Source organism: Micromonospora sp. NPDC023869 (assembly GCF_055559695.1).
Window position 1 is genome coordinate 1 of the sequence record NZ_JBVHKD010000002.1, and the last position, 17,011, is coordinate 17,011.

Sequence of the window (17,011 nt, forward strand, 5' to 3'; positions counted from 1 at the left end):
AGTACCCCGAAGGGCCTTTCCGCTCGACTTGCATGTGTTAAGCACGCCGCCAGCGTTCGTCCTGAGCCAGGATCAAACTCTCCAACAAAAACCTAATTGGAAAAGCAAACCCCAGCAACAAAATGTTGCCAAAGGAATCCCCACCAACCCAAAAGTTGGCACGGGGCATCATAAAACAATTTGGCACTGGCTTATCAAGCACCCTGTTGAGTTCTCAAAGAACAACCACACACCACACTACGATCCTGCTTTTGCCTGACCGCTTCTGGGGCAACCGCTCCAAACTATCTGAGCCGCTCTCGTAGTGCAACCTGAAGATTCAGGCTATTACTTCGTAGCTTGCTCGGGTCCGCGCTGACGCACGCCCATCGGGCGGTCGTTTCTGTCGCGGGAAGCGGCAAGACCGGCCGATCACCATTCCTGGCGACCCGCCCGGCTCCCTGCCGGCTTCGAAACTCTACCCGGTCGGCTTCGCGATCGCAACTCCGTCTCATGGAGCCTTTCGCACCGCCCGGTCTCAGTCTCAGATCGACTACGTCGACCCGGTCCTGGTGCCCGTTGTCGGCCGGTTTGCCCCGGCCTTCCCCGTGCAGAGAGAAAGTTACGCGGACGTCCCGGAGAAGGCAAATCAGGGTCTGTCGATGGTGACGATCGCTCGCCGGTCTCCCCGTCGTCACGCGACCACCTGCGGTGGAACCTGTCCTGTCGGCGACGACCGTGGCAGGCCCAGACGTGCCAGAGTGTCTGGCATGGATGACGTGTCCCGGCCCGCCAGTCCGGTCCTCGCCGAGGACGCGCTGCTCGGGCTCCTCCTGCCGTTCTGGCAGCTGATCATCGGTGCGTTCGTGCTGTTCGCGGTGGTGGCCTCGATCGGGCGACTGATTCGGCGCGGCCCGTCGCGGATGAGCACCGCGCTGCTGGTGACCGCGGCCGCTATCGCCGGCTTCGCGCTGGTGGGCGTCCTGCTACAGGGATAGCGACGGTCACATCCGTCGGTTGGCCAGGCTCGGCAGCTCGGCGCGGATGCGCGCCAACCGGTCCAGGTCGAGATCGGCCACCGCGAACCCCAGGCCGTCAGGCACCTGGGACAGCACCGAACCCCAGGGGTCGACCACCATGCTCCGGCCGTAACAGGTGCGGGCTGGTTCGTGGTCGCCGGTCTGGCCGGCCGCCGCGACGAAGCACTGGTTCTCGATCGCGCGAGCGCGCAACAACACCTCCCAGTGGTCGCGGCCGGTGTGCATCATGAACGCCGCCGGCACCACCAGCAGGTGTGCACCCCCATCGGACGCGAGTTGGCGGTACAGCTCCGGGAACCTCAGGTCGTAACAGATCGACAGGCCGACGCGTACGCCTTCGACGTCCACCACCACCGGTCGGTCACCGGGGGCCACGGTGGCCGACTCCCGGTACGAAACCCGACCGGGGATCTCCACGTCGTACAGGTGGATCTTGCGATAGCTGGCGGCGAGCGTGCCGGAGCGGTCGAAGACCAGCGTGGTGTTCCAGGTGTGCTCGGTATCCGGGCCGGACTCGTGGAAGGAGCCGGCGATCAACCAGATGCCGCGTCGGCGGGCGACGTCGGCGAAGAACCGACCGACCTCGCCGTCGACCGACTCCGCTGCGGGCATCCCCGCCGACGGGCCCAGATAGTCGACGTACTCGGGGAGAAGCACCAGGTCGGCGCCGGCATCGGCCGCGCGGTCGATCAGGGCCTCCGCGGCGACCAGGTTCGCCTTTCGGTCGTCCCGAGAGTTCAGCTGGCAGACAGCGACGCGCATGTCTGCCAGCGTACGACCGAACTGCCGTCGACGGCAGCGCGAGAGCCTGGCACCGGCCGACTCAGGCCGACTTCTCCTCGCGCTCGCGCCGCGCCCGACGGCCGGTGAACTCACGCGGCACGATGGTCGGGTTCACGTTCTCCAGCACCGCCTCGCGACTGATGAGCACCCGGGCGGCGTCGGGGTTGCTGGGCACCTCGTACATCACGGAGAGCAGGACCTCCTCCATGATCGCCCGTAGGCCACGGGCACCGGTGCCACGCAACATCGCCTGGTCGGCGATCGCCTCCAACGCCGGGTGCTCGAACTCCAGCTCGACGCCGTCCAGCTCGAAGAGGCGCTGGTATTGGCGGACCAGCGCGTTGCGGGGCTCGGTGAGGATGCGGACCAGCGCGCTGCGGTCCAGGCTGCGCACGCTGGTGATCACCGGGAGCCGGCCGATGAACTCGGGGATCAGCCCGAACTTGAGCATGTCCTCCGGCATGACCTGGCTGAAGATGTCGTCGGTGGAGCGCTCGGAGACGGCCCGCAGACGGGCACCGAAGCCGGTGCCGCCGTGACCGGTACGCGCCTCGATGATCTGGTCCAGCCCGGCGAAGGCACCACCGCAGATGAACAGCACGTTGGTGGTGTCGATCTGGATGAACTCCTGGTGCGGGTGCTTCCGACCGCCCTGCGGCGGGACGTTGGCAACCGTGCCTTCGAGCATCTTGAGCAGCGCCTGCTGCACACCCTCGCCGGAGACGTCCCGGGTGATCGACGGGTTCTCCGACTTCCGGGCGATCTTGTCGACCTCGTCGATGTAGATGATCCCGGTCTCGGCGCGCTTGATGTCGTAGTCGGCGGCCTGGATCAGCTTGAGGAGGATGTTCTCCACGTCCTCGCCGACGTAGCCGGCCTCGGTGAGGGCGGTGGCGTCGGCGATGGCGAACGGAACGTTGAGCATCCGCGCCAGCGTCTGGGCCAGGTGGGTCTTGCCGCACCCGGTCGGGCCGAGCAGAAGGATGTTCGACTTGGCCAGCTCGACGCCGTCGTTACCGGCGCCCGGTGCGCCGGCAGCCTCGGCCTGGATGCGCTTGTAGTGGTTGTAGACCGCCACCGCGAGCGCCTTCTTGGCCTGCTCCTGCCCCACGACGTAGTTGTCGAGGAACTGGCAGATCTCCATCGGCTTGGGAAGCTCTTCCCACTTCACCTCGCCCGACTCGGCCAACTCCTCTTCGATGATCTCGTTACAGAGATCGATGCACTCGTCGCAGATGTAGACCCCAGGGCCCGCGATGAGCTTCTTGACCTGCTTCTGCGATTTACCGCAGAAGGAGCACTTGAGTAGGTCGCCACCGTCACCGATCCGTGCCACCTACGTTCTCCCTGCACTCATCGGCCGGAGCCCCGGCCACGACCTGCGGATGCTTCCGCTCCGCCCGTCTTCTTACCCCGCCGGTCACCCGGCTAAGTCGTACGGACCCGACGTTACCCGCTGTCGGAGCTTTCTCCGACCCCCAAAACGGGTGTGTCAGAGGCCGGCGGGCGACAGACCCCGCCGGCCTCTGACCCGGTACCGGTCAGCCGGCCGAGTTGGCGGCCAGCAGTCCCTTCTTACGGCTGGTGAGGATCGTGTCGACCAGCCCGTACTCGCGGGACTCCTCGGCCGTCATGATCTTGTCGCGGTCGATGTCCTTGCGCACCAGGTCGACCGCGCGGTTGCAGTGCCGGGAGAGCATCTCCTCCAGCTGGGTCCGCATCCGCAGGATCTCCCGGGCCTGGATCTCAATGTCCGAGCCCTGCCCGTAGCCGCCCTCGGTGGCCGGCTGGTGGATGATGATCCGCGAGTTCGGCAGCGCCATCCGCTTGCCCGGGGTGCCCGCGGCCAGCAGCACGGCGGCGGCGGACGCGGCCTGACCCAGGCACACGGTCTGGATGTCCGGCCGGACGTACTGCATGGTGTCGTAGATCGCCGTCATGGCGGTGAACGAACCACCGGGCGAGTTGATGTACATGATGATGTCCCGGTCGGGGTCGGTCCCCTCCAGGGTGAGCAGCTGGGCCATCACGTCGTTGGCCGACGCGTCGTCCACCTGGACGCCGAGGAAGATGATCCGGTCCTCGAAGAGCTTGTTGTACGGGTTGGACTCCTTGACCCCGTACGACGTGCGCTCCACGAACGACGGCAGGACGTAGCGGTTGTGCACGGCCGCGAACTGTGGCGGCAGGCTCAGGTCGGTCATCGTCTGCTCCTCGATCAGCTCAGGGTCCCGGCGCCCTCGGGAACCTGGGCGGCCCCGGTGATCACCTTGTCGATGAAGCCGTAGTCCACGGCCTCCTGGGCGGTGAACCAACGGTCGCGGTCCGAGTCCGCCTCGATCTGCGCCGGGGACTGGCCGGTGTGGGAGGCGACCCGCTCCTGGAACATCCGCTTGGTGTAGAGCATCTGCTCGGCCTGGATCGCGATGTCGGCCGCAGTGCCGCCCATGCCGCCGGAGGGCTGGTGCATCATGATCCGGGCGTGCGGGAGGGCGTAGCGCTTGCCCTTGGTGCCCGCGCAGAGCAGCAACTGGCCCATGGACGCCGCCATGCCCATCGCCACGGTCGACACGTCGTTGTCGATGAACTGCATGGTGTCGTAGATCGCCATACCCGAGTAGACCGAGCCACCGGGCGAGTTGATCCAGAGGTTGATGTCGCGGTCCGGGTCCTCCGCGGCGAGCAGCAGCAGCTGCGCGCAGATGCGGTTGGCGACCTGGTCGGTCACCTCGCTGCCCAGGAAGACGATCCGCTCCTTGAGCAACCGGTTGTAGACCGAGTCGTCGAGGTTGCCAATGGTGTCACCGCCACGGGCGTCGATCGCCCGGAGCGGCTTCGCTGGGATGTGCATGTCGGTCATGGCAGCCCTTCGCTCTCCGTACCGTCGTGTCCGACACTAACCGCTGCGCCGGGCGGCAGAGCCCCGGTCCGGGCACTGTTCGCTCTCAGCGCAGGACCCCTGAGAGGCGTACCCGGCAAAGGAATCGGGCCACCACCCACCGCTACCGGCGGACGGTGGCCCCACCCCCGCGATCAGTGCTCGTGCGCGTGCTCCTGCTCGCTCGCCTCACGGAGAGCGTCGAGGCTCACCTCGTTGCCGGCCGAGTCCTTGATCTTGACGCGCTCCATGACCGAGGCGAGCGCCTTGCCCCGCCGCACGTCGCCGTAGACCGCGCCGGCCGTGCCGGAGCGGACCAGCTGGTCGTAGTACTGCTGGGGGGCCATGCCGGCGCGCTGGGCGCGGTGCACGATCTCGTGGCCGAACTCGTCGTCGGAGACCTGGGTGTCCTCGGCGTCGGCCAGGGTGTCGAGCAGCAGCTGGACCTTGACGCCCTGGGTGGCGGCCTCGGTCAGCTCGGTGTCGATCTGCTCCTCGGTCTTCTCCTCGGCGGAGAGGTAGTCCTCCATCGAGGCGCCGATGCGCTCCAGCTGGTCGACCATCGCCTGCTTGCGGCTCTCCACCTCGTCGCGGATGACACCCTCCGGCGCCGGCACGTCGGCGACCTCGACGAGCTGCTCGAGGGCCTTGTCCCGGGCGGCGTAGATCTGCTCGACCCGCTTGCTGCGGGTGACCCGCTCACGCAGGTCGTCGCGCAGCTCCCCGATCGTGTCGAACTCGCTGGCCAGCTGGGCGAAGTCGTCGTCCAGCTCGGGCAGCTCCTTCTCCTTGACCGTCCGCACGGTCACCGCCACGTCGGCGTCCCGACCGGCGAAGTCGCCGCCGACGAGCTGGGTGGTGAAGGTGGTGTCCTCGCCGGCGGAGAGGCCGACCACGGCCTCGTCCAGGCCCGGCAGGAGCTGCTTGCTGCCGACCTCGTGGGAGATGTTGCTGGCCGAACCGCCGGGCACCTCCTCGCCGTCGACGGTCGCCCGCAGGTCGATCTGCACGTAGTCGCCCTCGGCGGCCGGCCGCTCCACGGTCTTGAGGGTGGCGAAGCGCTCGCGCAGGCTCTTCACCTGCTCGTCGATCTCGCTGTCGTCGATCTTGAGCTCATCGACCGTGACCTCGATGCTGGCCAGGTCGGGCAGGGTGATCTCCGGCCGGACGTCGACCTCGGCGGTGAAGTTGAGCGAGTCACCGTCGTTGAACTCGGTGATCTCGACCTCGGGGCGACCCAGGGTCTTGAGGTCGTGCTCGCGGACCGCGCTCAGGATGTTCTGCGGGATCGCCTCCTGCACCGCCTCGTTGAGCACGGTGCCCCGGCCGACCCGCTGGTCGATGATCGCGGACGGGACCTTGCCCCGGCGGAAGCCGGGAATCTGGATCTGCTGACCGATCTCCCGGTACGCCTTCTTGAGGCTCGGCTCGAGCTCGACGAACGGCACCTCGATGGCGAGCCGCACGCGCGTCGGGCTCAGAGTCTCGACGGTGCTCTTCACAGGCGTACTCCTTGACGGATCTCGGTTGTCTCTGGGCGCTCTTACAGCCCATAGAGTGTAGGCGAGCCGGCACGGCGGGCCGGCAGCGCCCGGGAACCGCACGAACGGCAGGACCCGGAACGGTGACCGGCGCCCGGGACGACCCGGCCGCGAGCGGCAGTCGGGGTGGCGGGATTTGAACCCACGGCCCCTCGCTCCCAAAGCGAGTGCGCTACCAAGCTGCGCCACACCCCGTGGCGACGTGCAGTCTATGCCGTCGGTCCGACAAAGGGATGCCGGGGCGTCACCCAACGCGCCGAACGGGATGAACAGGACTTCACGCCCGTTACCCACCATCATTGGCCATCCGTACCGCCGCGCCGACTACCGCGCGGACGCCGCACCGGATACGGCCGCGCGGGGCAGACGCGCATTGGGTACGCTGTCGGCGCGCCCTGATCCGTCGGGGCGTACGCGGGCGTAGCTCAATGGCAGAGCTTCAGTCTTCCAAACTGACGGTGCGAGTTCGATTCTCGTCGCCCGCTCCAGCACCACCGGCCCAGGTCAGCGGCGGTCTCGCCCAACCTGGGCCGCTGTCGTTTCAGCCCTCTTTGATCTTGCGTGCCATTGGCGTGCCAGTAGCACCGTCCGTGCCGCCCGAGGTCGCTTCGCGTGCCTTCCGCATGGCCTTCTTGCCCTTGGCCGGCTTCTGCTTGTCCTTGGGCTTGCCCGCCGCGCGCTTGGTCTGCTTGGTGATGCGGCGGTCCATGGCGTCGGCGATCTCCCGGTCCCGCTCGCTGTTGGCGTGCTGGTAGATCAGCGCCGCGCGCATGCTGGCGTGACCCATCCGGTGCATCAGGTCCCGCGTGCTGGCCCCGGTCGCCGCCGCCAGATTGTTGCCGGTGTGCCGCAGGTCGTGAAAGTGGAACCCCTCTGGCATGCCAGCCGCCCGCAGCGCCGCCGACCATCCGACCGCCCGCCGGAAGTTGCCGGAACGCAGCACCGCCCCCTTGTCCCCGGTAAAGACCAGAGCCTCCGGCCCCTCCCCCACGAACTCATCCAGGTGATCGGCCAACACCAGCCGCGCCGCCGCCGGCAGCGTCACCACCCGATTACCCGCCTCCGACTTGGGCGGCCCGAACTCCATCCCGTTACGCAACGCCGCCAGCTTGCGCGGCACCCGCACCGTGCCCGCCGCCAGGTCCACGTCCCCACGCCGCAGCGCCGCCAGCTCGCCCCAGCGCAGACCGGAGTACGCGGCGACGATCACCAAAGCGGTGAACCGGGCCGGCATCCGTTCGGCGAGCGCGAGCACCTGGACCACGGTCGCCACCGGCCGTTCCGGTGTGTGATAGCGGTCATAGCCCGGGATGCGGCACGGGTTCTGCCGGATCAGCTCGTCCTCTTTGATGGCGGTGTTGAGGATCGCTCGCAGCAGCGAGTACGCCTTGACCGCCTGCGGTTCGCTCGTGCCGCCGTCGAGCAGCGTGCGCCGCCAGGTGCGGATGGTCTGCGGCTTGATCGCGCCCAAGGCGAGCCCGCCGAGGTGCGGACGGATGTGCAGCCGGAACAGGTCCTCATAGTTCTCACGGCTGCGCGGCTGGAGCTTCCGTTCGGCGATCCACTTCCGGCCGTACGGCTCAAGCTTGATCTCGCCCGATTCCGGCGCCGACCACTCCCCCTTGATGATCTCCGACTCCACGACGGTCAACCACTTGCCCGCCTGCCGCTCCGTCTCGAAGGTGTGAGGCGCCTTCCGCTCCAACCCGTCCGGTCCGACGTACCGCGCCTGGAACCGCCCGGACGGCAGCCGCCGCACGTTGCCGAAACGCCGTCGGCCCTTGCTGCCCGCCATCAGGCCACCTCCCCCAGGTAGTCCCGCAACTGCGCCCGGGAGATCGGCACCACCCGGTGTGTCTCGATGTACGCGGCCACGGCGGATGCCTCGAAACGCACCAGCCGCCCGACCTTCACGAACGCGATCCGCCGCTCAGCCACCAGCCGGCGCACGAATCGCGGCGTTGCCTTCAAGCGAGCGGCGACCTCATCGGCGGTCAACAGCTCGTCATCCATACGGTTGTCCCTCCCCTGGTTCAGGCCGCGAGCGCGGCAGGTCGATCGGTTGCCGAAACAGCGACGGCTGTTCGCTGCCGGGCGGTGTCGAGGTCTGCGCGCCATCGGATGCGGGCGGAGATGGCGCGTAGGAGGCGGTGCTCCAGGGGCGGCACGTCGAGGTCTTCGGGTCGGGCGAGTTCGAACCGGTAGCGGTTCGGCCCGTCTGTCTCGTCGGCCGCCTGGTCGTGTTCTTCGGTGTCGGCCATGCCGCCGGCCAGGATGGCTCGGACCCAGGAGCGGTTGTCTGCGCGGTGGTCGGCGAGGGTTTTGCCGGACCATTGGCGGGAGACGAGGACGCGGCGGCCGGTGAAGCCGAGGGTGGAGCGTTGGTGGACCTTCCCGGTGCACCGCCCGGGGGTCAAGCCCGCCTTGACGCCGTCCGGTTGTACGCCGTAGAGCAGCCAGTTGGCGCAGGTGGGCGAGCACGGGAGCACGGACAGTTCGGCGTGGAGGCGGTCGAAGTGTGCCTTCTGCGCGTCGGACCGGGGGTTGGCCTGGTCGGTCAGGTCTTTGGTGACGTACTTGGTCACGTACCGGATGGACCGCTCCGCGTCCTTGGTGCCCTGTTCGATGCCGCGTGCGTCGATGCGGCCGAGGCGGGCGACGTAGGCGGGCCGGCTGTCGGGTTCCTCCAGGGCGTCGAGCGCTTCACCCCACGTGGGCAGCGGCTCGCGCGTCTTCGGGTCGACGTATGCCTGTTGGTCGACGTCCCAGACCGGCGGCTTGTCCACCGGATAGGTCAGCTCGTTGAAGGGGGGCCACCACACCTGCTGGTAGGTGGCGGCGGCGACCTGCTTGAGCAGGCGACGCGGCAGGGTGCCTCGGATGGCGAAGTGCGCGTGCGGGGCGAGTCGGCGTTGCAGCTCGACGGCTCCGGCGTATTGGACGTTCCAGCCGGCGGCCCGTCGCACGTTCTGCCACCACCGGTCCAGCACCCGCGCGAAGTGGATCGCATCCAGTGCAGCCCGGCGGTAGTCATACGTGGTCGGGTCGACCGGGGTGCCGAGCACGTCGTCATACGGTCCGTGTCGCTGGCCGCACTCGCAGGGGGCGACGTAGGGGCCGCGCCGTAGGTGGGAGTGCACCGCCCCGTGGGTGCCGAGGGTCAGGGTGACGAGCATCGACGGGCGGTGGGTCTTGCCGGTCTTGCCGGAGTAGGCCCGGCCGACCGTGCGCGGGTCGACGGGCAGCCGGGGCAGGTCGGGTGAGTCCTGCCGCCGCCGGGTTGACCGTTTGCGGCGGGGGCGGTCGTCGCGGTCTTTGGGGGTGAGGTGCCCGCGCAGGCTCGTTTCTGCGAGCGCTTCGTCTAGTTCGGCGATGGCGGCGTCTATCTCTGCCAGGTGGGCGACGCGTTCGTCTGGGGTCATCGGCTGGTACTGCACCGCTTCCCGCTCGAACTCCAGATGCGCCCGCACCCGCACCAGCGCGAGGACGTCTTCCCCCGGCTCGTCGGGGCGTACGGCGGGTTCGTCGGCGAGGTGCCAACCTTCCCTAATCTGCTGGATCCGCAGCCGCCGACCGCGCTCCGCACACGGCCCGCACTTCACGGCGAGGGTGGCCCCGCAGGGCACCTCCACCACCTCGGTCACGCCCGTGGCGATGTCCGTGCGGCGCAGGGCGAGGGGGCGGACGCAGACGCCGTTCTGTTCGGCGAGCTGCTTGAGCGCGTCCTTGGCGAGCGGCTTGCGCAGTCGGTCGGCCCGCGACCCCGGCCGAGGCCGCTCAACCGGCGCAACGGCCGGGGTCGCGGTGGGGATGAGTTCGAGTTGGCTCACCGGTCACCCTCCGACCCGGCAGGGGTGCCGTTGCGTGGGGTGAACGCCGCCGCAGGGACGGGCACCAGCCCGGGACGCCGCTCGATCGACGGCACCGGCCGCACGACCGCCGGACGAGACTGCTCGCCATCGACATCTCGGACGACGGTCGCCGCCTGGTCGTCGTTGACCCGGACCCGTGACGCGTCGTTTCCGGCCGTCCGGTCGTCGTGGGAGGGCACCAGCATCGAGTCGCGTCCGGTCAGCACGTCAGCCCGGTGTTCGTCGTCGGTCGGCTTGGCGACCGACGCCGGGACCGGTGCGGTGGAGAAGACGAGTTTCGACAGGCCGAGGAACGCCAGCGCCGGTACGGCGGACAGCAGCCAGCCGGACAGGCCAGGCTTGGCCACGGCGAGTTGCGCGGCCAGGGACAGTGAGACGGCGCAGACGAGCAGGAACATCGGGTAGCCGATGGGGCCGCCGGTGCGGCGGCGTTGCCGGATGGTCAGCAGCGCGGCCAGGGGCAGCAGTTCGGAGATGGCGGCGTTGGCCCAGCCGAACCAGTCCCCCGTACCGGCCGGAGAGTTCGCCATCGTCCAGTCATGGACGTGCGTGAACGACGCTGCTCCGGCGAGTCCGCCGACGACGAGGACGATGAGGACCAAAACCACGCCCTCTATCCGTTGCGAGTTGGTCTTCACGCCGCCGCCTTCCGCTCGTCGGTGCTGTCGGGGGTGTGGTCGAGGTGGCGGTAGGTGCGGCCGAGGGAGCGGATGTCGTCGTCGGTGAGGTAGGCGAACCGGACGCGGACGGGTTCCCGGACGCCGTCGAGGACCACGAACCCCACCCCCGGCGCCGCCTCCGAGATGCGGTCGCACAGGGCGCCCCGGTCGCGGGCGGCGTCGCCGAGGACCATGTCCACCTGCTCCGGCTCGGTCAGCCGCAACCCGATGCGGGTCGGGAACAGATCCCGGAACGGCAACACGTCCTTACGCGGGTCCTGCAACGCCGCGATGACGTGCACCCCGACCGCACGGCCCTGGGAGAGCAGGAGGCCGAGGGATTCCTTGATCCGGTCCCGGACCTTCCGATCCGTGATGTACGCGGTCAACGCCGCCAGCTCATCGATGACCAGGACCAGCAACGGTTCCTCCACCGTCGGCACATGCTGGCGCGTCACACCCCGCAGCCGGGACGCGCGTAGCCGCATGCGTTTCACGGCTTCGTCGAGGACGCCGGCCATGCCGTCGGGGTCGTCGTAGGCGAAACGGGCGAACAGCGGCACCCCCGCCGCCAACTCCATGCCGCCCTTCGGGTCGAACGCCCACACCTCCACCAACCCCGACCGCACACCACCAGCCAGAGAGCGGATCAGCGACCACAACACCGAGCCCTTGCCCGCCCCGGTCGCCCCCGCAATGAGGACATGCGACCCGGCCAGCCGCAGCCGATACGGCTCACCGTCCTCCCGCACGCCGAGCGGTAGCCCGCCCAAGTCCGGCGTGTCCGCCACCGGCAGCGGCGCCACGACACCGGCAAGCGGGTCGCGGCGCATGAACCGGACCACCACCCGGTCGGGACGGCCGGTGGAACGGGCTTGCCCGGTGTGCTGCCGAAAGGCATAGGCGAGACGCTCCGCCGCCTGACCCCAGTCGTCAGGGATCTGGCCGGGAAGCATTCGCACGGTCAGTTCGTCGCCCCAACGGTCACAGCGCACCTTGACCAGCCGGGGCACGTAGCGGTCACCGCCGAACACGGTCGCCAGGCCGCAGGTCGCCATGACCGACGCCCACCGAGGCCGGTACACCACGAGCGCACGGATCCGAGCCACCAGCGGATACCAGCCGAACCGCAGCCACGACGCGGGATGCCATCGCCACCACCCCAAGCAGCCGACCGCCAGCGTGGTGGCGACGCCTGCCAGGACCAGGCCGCCGAACTCGGCGCGTACCCACAGCGCGAGACCGGTAGGGAGGGTGAGCCACCAGTAGCGGACGGCCAGGACAGTGAGGCGGAACAGGCCCCGGGCCAGCCACCAGAACACCAGCAGCCAGCCCGGCACCCGCCACGCCGGAAGACGCACATTCATCGGCGCAACGGGGATCTTGTCCCCCGGAATGACGTTGATCAGAGGCACACGCCACCCCCACGACGGCCACGGCCCAACGTGGTGATGCAGGGGCGGCAGGACATCCGCCGCAGGTCGAACCGGCGCGGCTTCACCCACCGGCGGCAACGCGGACAGCGGATGGCGTAGACCACGCCGAAAGCCGGCGGCAGCCGCAACACCGACCGGACCGCCGCCTCCACCTCCCGCAGCGCATGCCGCAGGTCGGCCACGCGAGTACGGACCATCAGGAGTAGGGCCCCGACCAGCAGCGGCACGGCCGCGATCAGGGCAGGGTGAACTACGGTGGGCATCACGCCCTCCTTCAACAGACGAGGGATGGGAGAGCGCGGGACGGGCCGGGACTCTTGGCGGGGAAACGACCCGCCCCGCGCGCCAAACGGAACGATCAGGCCGCCGCCGCACCCGGCGCCGACGACGCCGGCCGCAACGCCGACGCCCGCAGCGAATACGCCATCCGCGACCGGCAGTCACCCGAGGAACGGCCCGGCTTGCACCGCTGCGAATCCACATACGGCGTCAACGTCAGGCCCTCGAACTCCACCGCCGGCGGGTAACCCGGCACCGTGGACGGCGGCGGCACCGGCTGCTGCGCGGCGACCACTTTCACCTTCACCTCCGTGGAGCGGCCGAACTTCCCGGCCTCCGGGTCCAGGTCCATCACCCGCACCACCCACACCCGCTCCCCGGACTCCTTATCCCGCGCCTGGTTGTCCGCCTCACCACGACGCTCGAAATCGATCTGCGGCGACACACCCAGGCAGAGCGCCCCGGCGGGGAAGACGTACTCGGACGGGACCGGCACCTTCAACGTCATCGGGACCAACGCACGACCTCCAGAACCATGAAGCCAACTCAGCCAGTTGACTTGTTAAGTTGCGTCAAAAGTAGGTGCGGTCAACTCGACTTGTCAAGTGATGTATCGAGCGGTGTCAGTCGAGCGGGTAGACGTCTTCGAGATCGTGTCGACGGGCCGGCAGCACCAGGTCCACGGCCAACAGCGGCTTGCCGGAGCGGTCGCAGACGGACAGCAACACCGTCAGGACCGGATCGCTTTCGCTGACCTGCAAGAGCTTGGCCTCATCGGCGTCAGGGAGGCGCGCCGAGATCCGTTCGCTCACATGGTCGAAGCGCACCCGCTTACGCGACGCGACATGCCGGAGCAGCCCCTCCGGGAGCACGTCGCTACCGCCGACGCCCGTGCCGTCGGCCAAGTCGGCAGGAAGGAAGGCGGTGCCGAGTTCGACCGGCCCGAGCCCGTCAACGGTGATCACTCGGCGTCGCGCGACGACTGGCGTTCCGGGCTCGATCCCGAGCGCTACCGCCGCCCTGGAAGGAGCGGGCACCTCACCGGCAGCCAGCAGGGTAGAGCCAGCTCGTTCGTCGTCCTCCAGGACCGCGAAGCGGCGTTCGCGCTGCCGCTGGTCGGCCCCACCGGGCCGACCGAGGGAGAAGCGCCCCTTGCCTTGTCGACTTTCGATCCAGCCGTCCTGACGCAGCAGGTCCAGCGCCCTGACCACGACCGGCCTCGACGCTCGGAACTCCCGCACCAGATCGGTCTCGCTGGGCAGCATAGAGCCGGGCGGGTACGTGCCGTCTTCGATGCGTTGCTGCATCGCGTTGACGATCACGACGTACTTCGGCGGCGCAACTTCGATCGGCACCGGCTCACCCCAGACGACAACTCAGCTTGTCAACAGGCTATCTGCGCTGCTCAGATTCTGTCCAACGTCCGGCGTTGGCCATCGGACCCGGCTTCGGCGCGAAGCCGCTCTGCCAGTCCCGCAGCGCACTCTTCAAGCGAGCGTTCTCCGCACGCAGGCCCGCCTCCGCGCCATCGCGTGCGGTCAGCTCGTCGACGACGGCGCGCAGGAAGCCGTACACCTGCTCCTCTGCCAGGCCCCGCCGCCCGAACCTGGTACGACGGAACCGAATCTGCTTCACCTGTTCGGGACAGAGCCGGGCCAAGCGCGACGCAGCCCGGAAGACGCCAACCGAATGCATGGTCACCGCAACCTCCTTGGAGTTGAGACCGCCGTAGGTGCCTTTCGATTCGCCCCGCTTCGGCTGGCACGGCCTGGCGGGGTGGGTGGTGTGCGTCGGTTGACGGGAGCGGCAGCCGCAGCGATCAGCTTCAGGCCGGCGCGCTGTACGAAGATGTCTCGCCGGTCCACGGCGTTGCCTGCCCGGTCGAGCGCGTAGCCGAGTAGCCACACCCAGCCGTCGTACGTCGTCCAGTCATGGACCTTGATGACCCGGAAGATCAGTGACCGGCTGCCGCCGAACTGCACCGACGCATCGACCCCGACGTGCAGCACGTCGCCCGGCTTTGGGTCCATCACCGCCCGCCCTCACGCACACTGTGGATGGGCACCGAAGCAGGCGGGCTCTGGCCACGACCGACACCGCCGCCTGCCTGCACCTGCTCCGGTGCCCTGCTCAGGACGCAGCCGCTACGACAACCGCCGCCGATCGCGTCTGCCTACCGGTGCCGGCGCAGTCCGGGCAGCTCCGTCGTTGCAGCCGGTTCGGATCACTCGGGGCGCGAAGGGACCGCCGAGGGCTGGCCATCTTCCATCCCCGCCCCTCGCAGCCAGTGCAGGCGGTGAGAGGCGACGAGGCGTGGCACGTTCCCCGGCGCGAGCGTCCCCCGTCCACGCACCGCAGGACCCGAACACCGCCCCCCGCCACAGCCGCAGTCGAGCCGGCACCGGCACGAGCGGCCCTCCGCCATGTCGACCCATGCACCTCAGCGGCCTGTACATGCACAATTGCGGTGGGTGAGACGTCCATGGTGGAGATAGAACACCCGGTGACGGAGACCGATCGAGGACCGAATCAGCACCTCTGGTGGACATCGAGCGGACACCATGAGGACCTGCGTTGAGTTCAGGACCTCCGACAGGCGAGCGTGGAGACAGCCCATCAGGAAGGCATCGACGATGGCCCGAGACCGCCGCGAACCTCGCACCGTGCTGGAGCACCTGATCCAGCAGAGCGACCGCACGTATGAGGAACTGGCCGACGAGTTCAGCCGCATGGACCCCCGCGCGGCGATCAGCGCCCGACACCTCGGGCGACTGGCACGCGGTGAACGGGAGCTGGCCTCATCGACCCCCGCCACCCGGCGCGCGTTGCAGGCCATGTTCGGCACCACCGTCGACGAGTTGCAGCGTCCCTGGGCACCTCACCAGTTGACCCCTGCGCCGGGCCGACAGCTCATTGTCGAGCCCTTCGGCGCCGGCCCGGAAAGGAACCTCCTCACCATGGCCGCACAACGCGCACGCCAGTACGCCATGCTCGCCGCCGAATCCACCTCACCGGCCGCCATCACCCAGCTCACCGAAGACGTGCAGCGCCTCGCCCTGGCCTACCCGCAACGCCCGGTCAACCAGATCCTGCCGGACCTGGTCGAGACCCAGGACACCCTGTTCACCCTGCTCGAACGCCGCCAACAGCCAGCCCAGTCGCGGGACCTGCACTTCCTCGCCGGCATCACCAGCGGTCTACTCGCCAAGGTCTCCCACGACATGGCCGACCCGCACTCCGCGATGCTGCAAGCCCGTACCGCCGTCCTCTGCGCCGACCAGGCCGCACACCCCGGCCTGCAAGCCTGGCTACGCGGCCTCCAATCACTGGTCGCCTACTGGGCCGGTCGGTACGCCGAAGCCGTGCGCTACGCCGAAGCCGGACGCGAATACGCCACCCAAGCCGGCGGCACCTCCGCCGTGTGGCTACCCGCCAGCGCCGCCCGCGCCTACGCCGCCCTCGGCAACGCCGAACACGCCAAGGCCGCCATCCACGAGGCCGAAGACGCCTGGTCCCGGGTACGCCCCGACGAGATGGACGAGATGGGCGGTATCTGCACCTTCAACCAGCCCCGCACCCTCTACTACGCCAGCGATGCCCTCGCCTGGCTCCCCGACGAAGCTGCCACCACCGAGCGCTACGCCCTGCAAGCCGTCCAGGCGTACTCCGACCGCTACGACCCCGCATGGGCCTTCGGCGACCAGGCCGGTTCCCACACCAACCTCGCCATCGCCCGCGTTGCCAACGGCGAACTCGACGCCGCCGAAGACGCCCTCACCCCCGTGCTCGACCTCCCCGCGGACCAGCGCATCAACGGCATCGTGCACTCCGTCCGACGCGTCCACCAGGCCATCACCCGCGCCGGTCACGCCGACGACGCCCGCGACCTCATCGACGGCATCGAACACTTCACCCACACCCCCGCCAACGCCCTACCCCGATAGGGCACCATCAGCACATGTACCCGATCACCATCCCCGGCCGCGTCATCACCCTCCGCGAAATGCGACCCGATGACGCGGCCGACGCGTTGGCGATCATCGGCGACGACCGCGTCACCCACTGGCTCTCCTTCGACAGCCGCGACCATGCCGCCGCCGTCGCCATGATCGAAGGCGCAGTGAACCGGGCACAGCTCACCCCCCGCGCCGAGTACTACCTAGCCGTAGCCGACACGGAAGACCGCATGATCGGATTCGCCCGCCTCGGACTCACCGGCCACCAAGCAGCCAAACTCGGCTACGCCATCAACGCCGACCACTGGGGCCACGGCTACGCCACCGACGCGGCCCGCACCATCATCGGCTACGGCTTGCGGGAGCTGCGGCTTCACCGAATCACCGCCGCCATCGGCCCCGACAACGCCGCCTCCATCACCGTCGCTGAACGACTCGGCATGCAGTACGAAGGCCGCCTCCGCGATCACGTCTTTACCAACGGTGCCTGGCGCGACTCGCTGCTCTACTCGATCCTCGCTCTGGAGTGGACCGCCGCCCCGCGCTGACCGACCGTCGGCACCGCTTCACCACGCGCGGACCGGCCCC

The 17,011-nt window shown here is 68.9% G+C and carries 18 protein-coding genes, 2 tRNA genes and 1 rRNA gene; 4 read left to right on the plus strand and 17 right to left on the minus strand.

Going from position 1 to position 17,011, the window contains the following annotated elements:
- A 16S ribosomal RNA gene (locus ACZ31C_RS05655) occupies positions 1-88 on the minus strand; the annotation flags it as partial.
- 661 nt (positions 89-749) lie between these two features.
- Between ACZ31C_RS05655 and ACZ31C_RS05660 the strand changes: the two genes are divergently transcribed.
- Positions 750-977 carry a hypothetical protein gene (locus ACZ31C_RS05660; RefSeq protein WP_465794372.1) on the plus strand — a complete coding sequence of 76 codons (228 nt, stop codon included), beginning with the start codon at positions 750-752 and terminating at the stop codon, positions 975-977.
- Between the two features lie 6 nt (positions 978-983).
- On the opposite strand, the gene ACZ31C_RS05665 is transcribed toward ACZ31C_RS05660, so the two are convergent.
- The 6 genes from ACZ31C_RS05665 to ACZ31C_RS05690 all read right to left on the minus strand — a co-directional run bounded on the left by ACZ31C_RS05665 (position 984) and on the right by ACZ31C_RS05690 (position 6,416).
- Positions 984-1,781, minus strand: coding sequence for a carbon-nitrogen hydrolase family protein (locus tag ACZ31C_RS05665; RefSeq protein WP_465794373.1), 798 nt, complete (start codon positions 1,779-1,781; stop codon positions 984-986).
- 61 nt (positions 1,782-1,842) lie between these two features.
- Positions 1,843-3,138 (minus strand): ATP-dependent Clp protease ATP-binding subunit ClpX, encoded by a 1,296-nt coding sequence (gene clpX / locus ACZ31C_RS05670; protein WP_396699071.1) that lies wholly within the window; start codon positions 3,136-3,138, stop codon positions 1,843-1,845.
- Positions 3,139-3,343: 205 nt separating this feature from the next.
- Complete coding sequence (locus ACZ31C_RS05675) at positions 3,344-4,006, minus strand: ATP-dependent Clp protease proteolytic subunit (RefSeq protein ID WP_350700497.1); 663 nt, start codon at positions 4,004-4,006, stop codon at positions 3,344-3,346.
- A gap of 14 nt (positions 4,007-4,020) precedes the next feature.
- Positions 4,021-4,662 carry a ClpP family protease gene (locus ACZ31C_RS05680; RefSeq protein WP_131052514.1) on the minus strand — a complete coding sequence of 214 codons (642 nt, stop codon included), beginning with the start codon at positions 4,660-4,662 and terminating at the stop codon, positions 4,021-4,023.
- A 173-nt stretch (positions 4,663-4,835) separates the two neighbouring features.
- On the minus strand, positions 4,836-6,182 hold the full coding sequence (gene tig, locus ACZ31C_RS05685; protein ID WP_465794374.1) for a trigger factor: 1,347 nt from the start codon (positions 6,180-6,182) through the stop codon (positions 4,836-4,838).
- A gap of 160 nt (positions 6,183-6,342) precedes the next feature.
- A tRNA-Pro gene (locus tag ACZ31C_RS05690) sits at positions 6,343-6,416 on the minus strand.
- A 219-nt stretch (positions 6,417-6,635) separates the two neighbouring features.
- On the opposite strand from ACZ31C_RS05690, the gene ACZ31C_RS05695 reads away from it, so the two are divergent.
- Positions 6,636-6,709, plus strand: a tRNA-Gly gene (locus ACZ31C_RS05695).
- A gap of 53 nt (positions 6,710-6,762) precedes the next feature.
- Here ACZ31C_RS05695 and ACZ31C_RS05700 read toward each other — a convergent pair.
- The 10 genes from ACZ31C_RS05700 to ACZ31C_RS05745 all read right to left on the minus strand — a co-directional run bounded on the left by ACZ31C_RS05700 (position 6,763) and on the right by ACZ31C_RS05745 (position 14,497).
- Complete coding sequence (locus ACZ31C_RS05700; RefSeq protein WP_465794375.1) at positions 6,763-8,016, minus strand: tyrosine-type recombinase/integrase; 1,254 nt, start codon at positions 8,014-8,016, stop codon at positions 6,763-6,765.
- The gene (locus ACZ31C_RS05705) at positions 8,016-8,234 is read right to left on the minus strand and encodes a helix-turn-helix domain-containing protein (protein WP_350700492.1); all 219 of its coding nucleotides are present in this window, start codon (positions 8,232-8,234) and stop codon (positions 8,016-8,018) included. Before ACZ31C_RS05705 ends, ACZ31C_RS05700 begins: the two co-directional genes overlap by 1 nt.
- Before the next feature lie 20 nt (positions 8,235-8,254).
- Positions 8,255-10,051 (minus strand): replication initiator, encoded by a 1,797-nt coding sequence (locus ACZ31C_RS05710; RefSeq protein WP_465794376.1) that lies wholly within the window; start codon positions 10,049-10,051, stop codon positions 8,255-8,257.
- Entirely contained in the window at positions 10,048-10,731 is a 684-nt protein-coding gene (locus ACZ31C_RS05715) for a DUF2637 domain-containing protein (RefSeq protein ID WP_465794377.1), read from the minus strand. The genes ACZ31C_RS05710 and ACZ31C_RS05715 overlap by 4 nt, the downstream gene beginning before the upstream one ends.
- Positions 10,728-12,119: an FtsK/SpoIIIE domain-containing protein gene (locus ACZ31C_RS05720; RefSeq protein ID WP_465794378.1), complete on the minus strand. Its 1,392-nt coding sequence runs from the start codon at positions 12,117-12,119 to the stop codon at positions 10,728-10,730. Before ACZ31C_RS05720 ends, ACZ31C_RS05715 begins: the two co-directional genes overlap by 4 nt.
- Positions 12,120-12,157: 38 nt before the next feature.
- Positions 12,158-12,451 carry a hypothetical protein gene (locus ACZ31C_RS05725; protein ID WP_465794379.1) on the minus strand — a complete coding sequence of 98 codons (294 nt, stop codon included), beginning with the start codon at positions 12,449-12,451 and terminating at the stop codon, positions 12,158-12,160.
- Between the two features lie 95 nt (positions 12,452-12,546).
- Positions 12,547-12,975, minus strand: a complete 429-nt coding sequence (locus tag ACZ31C_RS05730; protein WP_465794380.1) for a hypothetical protein — start codon at positions 12,973-12,975, stop codon at positions 12,547-12,549.
- 115 nt (positions 12,976-13,090) lie between these two features.
- Complete coding sequence (locus tag ACZ31C_RS05735; protein ID WP_465794381.1) at positions 13,091-13,822, minus strand: GntR family transcriptional regulator; 732 nt, start codon at positions 13,820-13,822, stop codon at positions 13,091-13,093.
- Positions 13,823-13,859: 37 nt separating this feature from the next.
- Positions 13,860-14,162, minus strand: coding sequence for a DivIVA domain-containing protein (locus tag ACZ31C_RS05740; protein WP_465794984.1), 303 nt, complete (start codon positions 14,160-14,162; stop codon positions 13,860-13,862).
- A gap of 2 nt (positions 14,163-14,164) precedes the next feature.
- Positions 14,165-14,497 carry a hypothetical protein gene (locus ACZ31C_RS05745; RefSeq protein WP_465794382.1) on the minus strand — a complete coding sequence of 111 codons (333 nt, stop codon included), beginning with the start codon at positions 14,495-14,497 and terminating at the stop codon, positions 14,165-14,167.
- Positions 14,498-15,130: 633 nt separating this feature from the next.
- Here ACZ31C_RS05745 and ACZ31C_RS05750 point away from each other — a divergent pair.
- Together ACZ31C_RS05750 and ACZ31C_RS05755 are read left to right on the plus strand one after the other, a co-directional pair.
- Entirely contained in the window at positions 15,131-16,411 is a 1,281-nt protein-coding gene (locus ACZ31C_RS05750; protein WP_465794383.1) for a hypothetical protein, read from the plus strand.
- Positions 16,412-16,425: 14 nt separating this feature from the next.
- A complete protein-coding gene (locus ACZ31C_RS05755; protein WP_465794384.1) occupies positions 16,426-16,971 on the plus strand; it encodes a GNAT family N-acetyltransferase in 546 nt (181 codons plus the stop codon).
- Positions 16,972-17,011 lie beyond the last annotated feature (40 nt).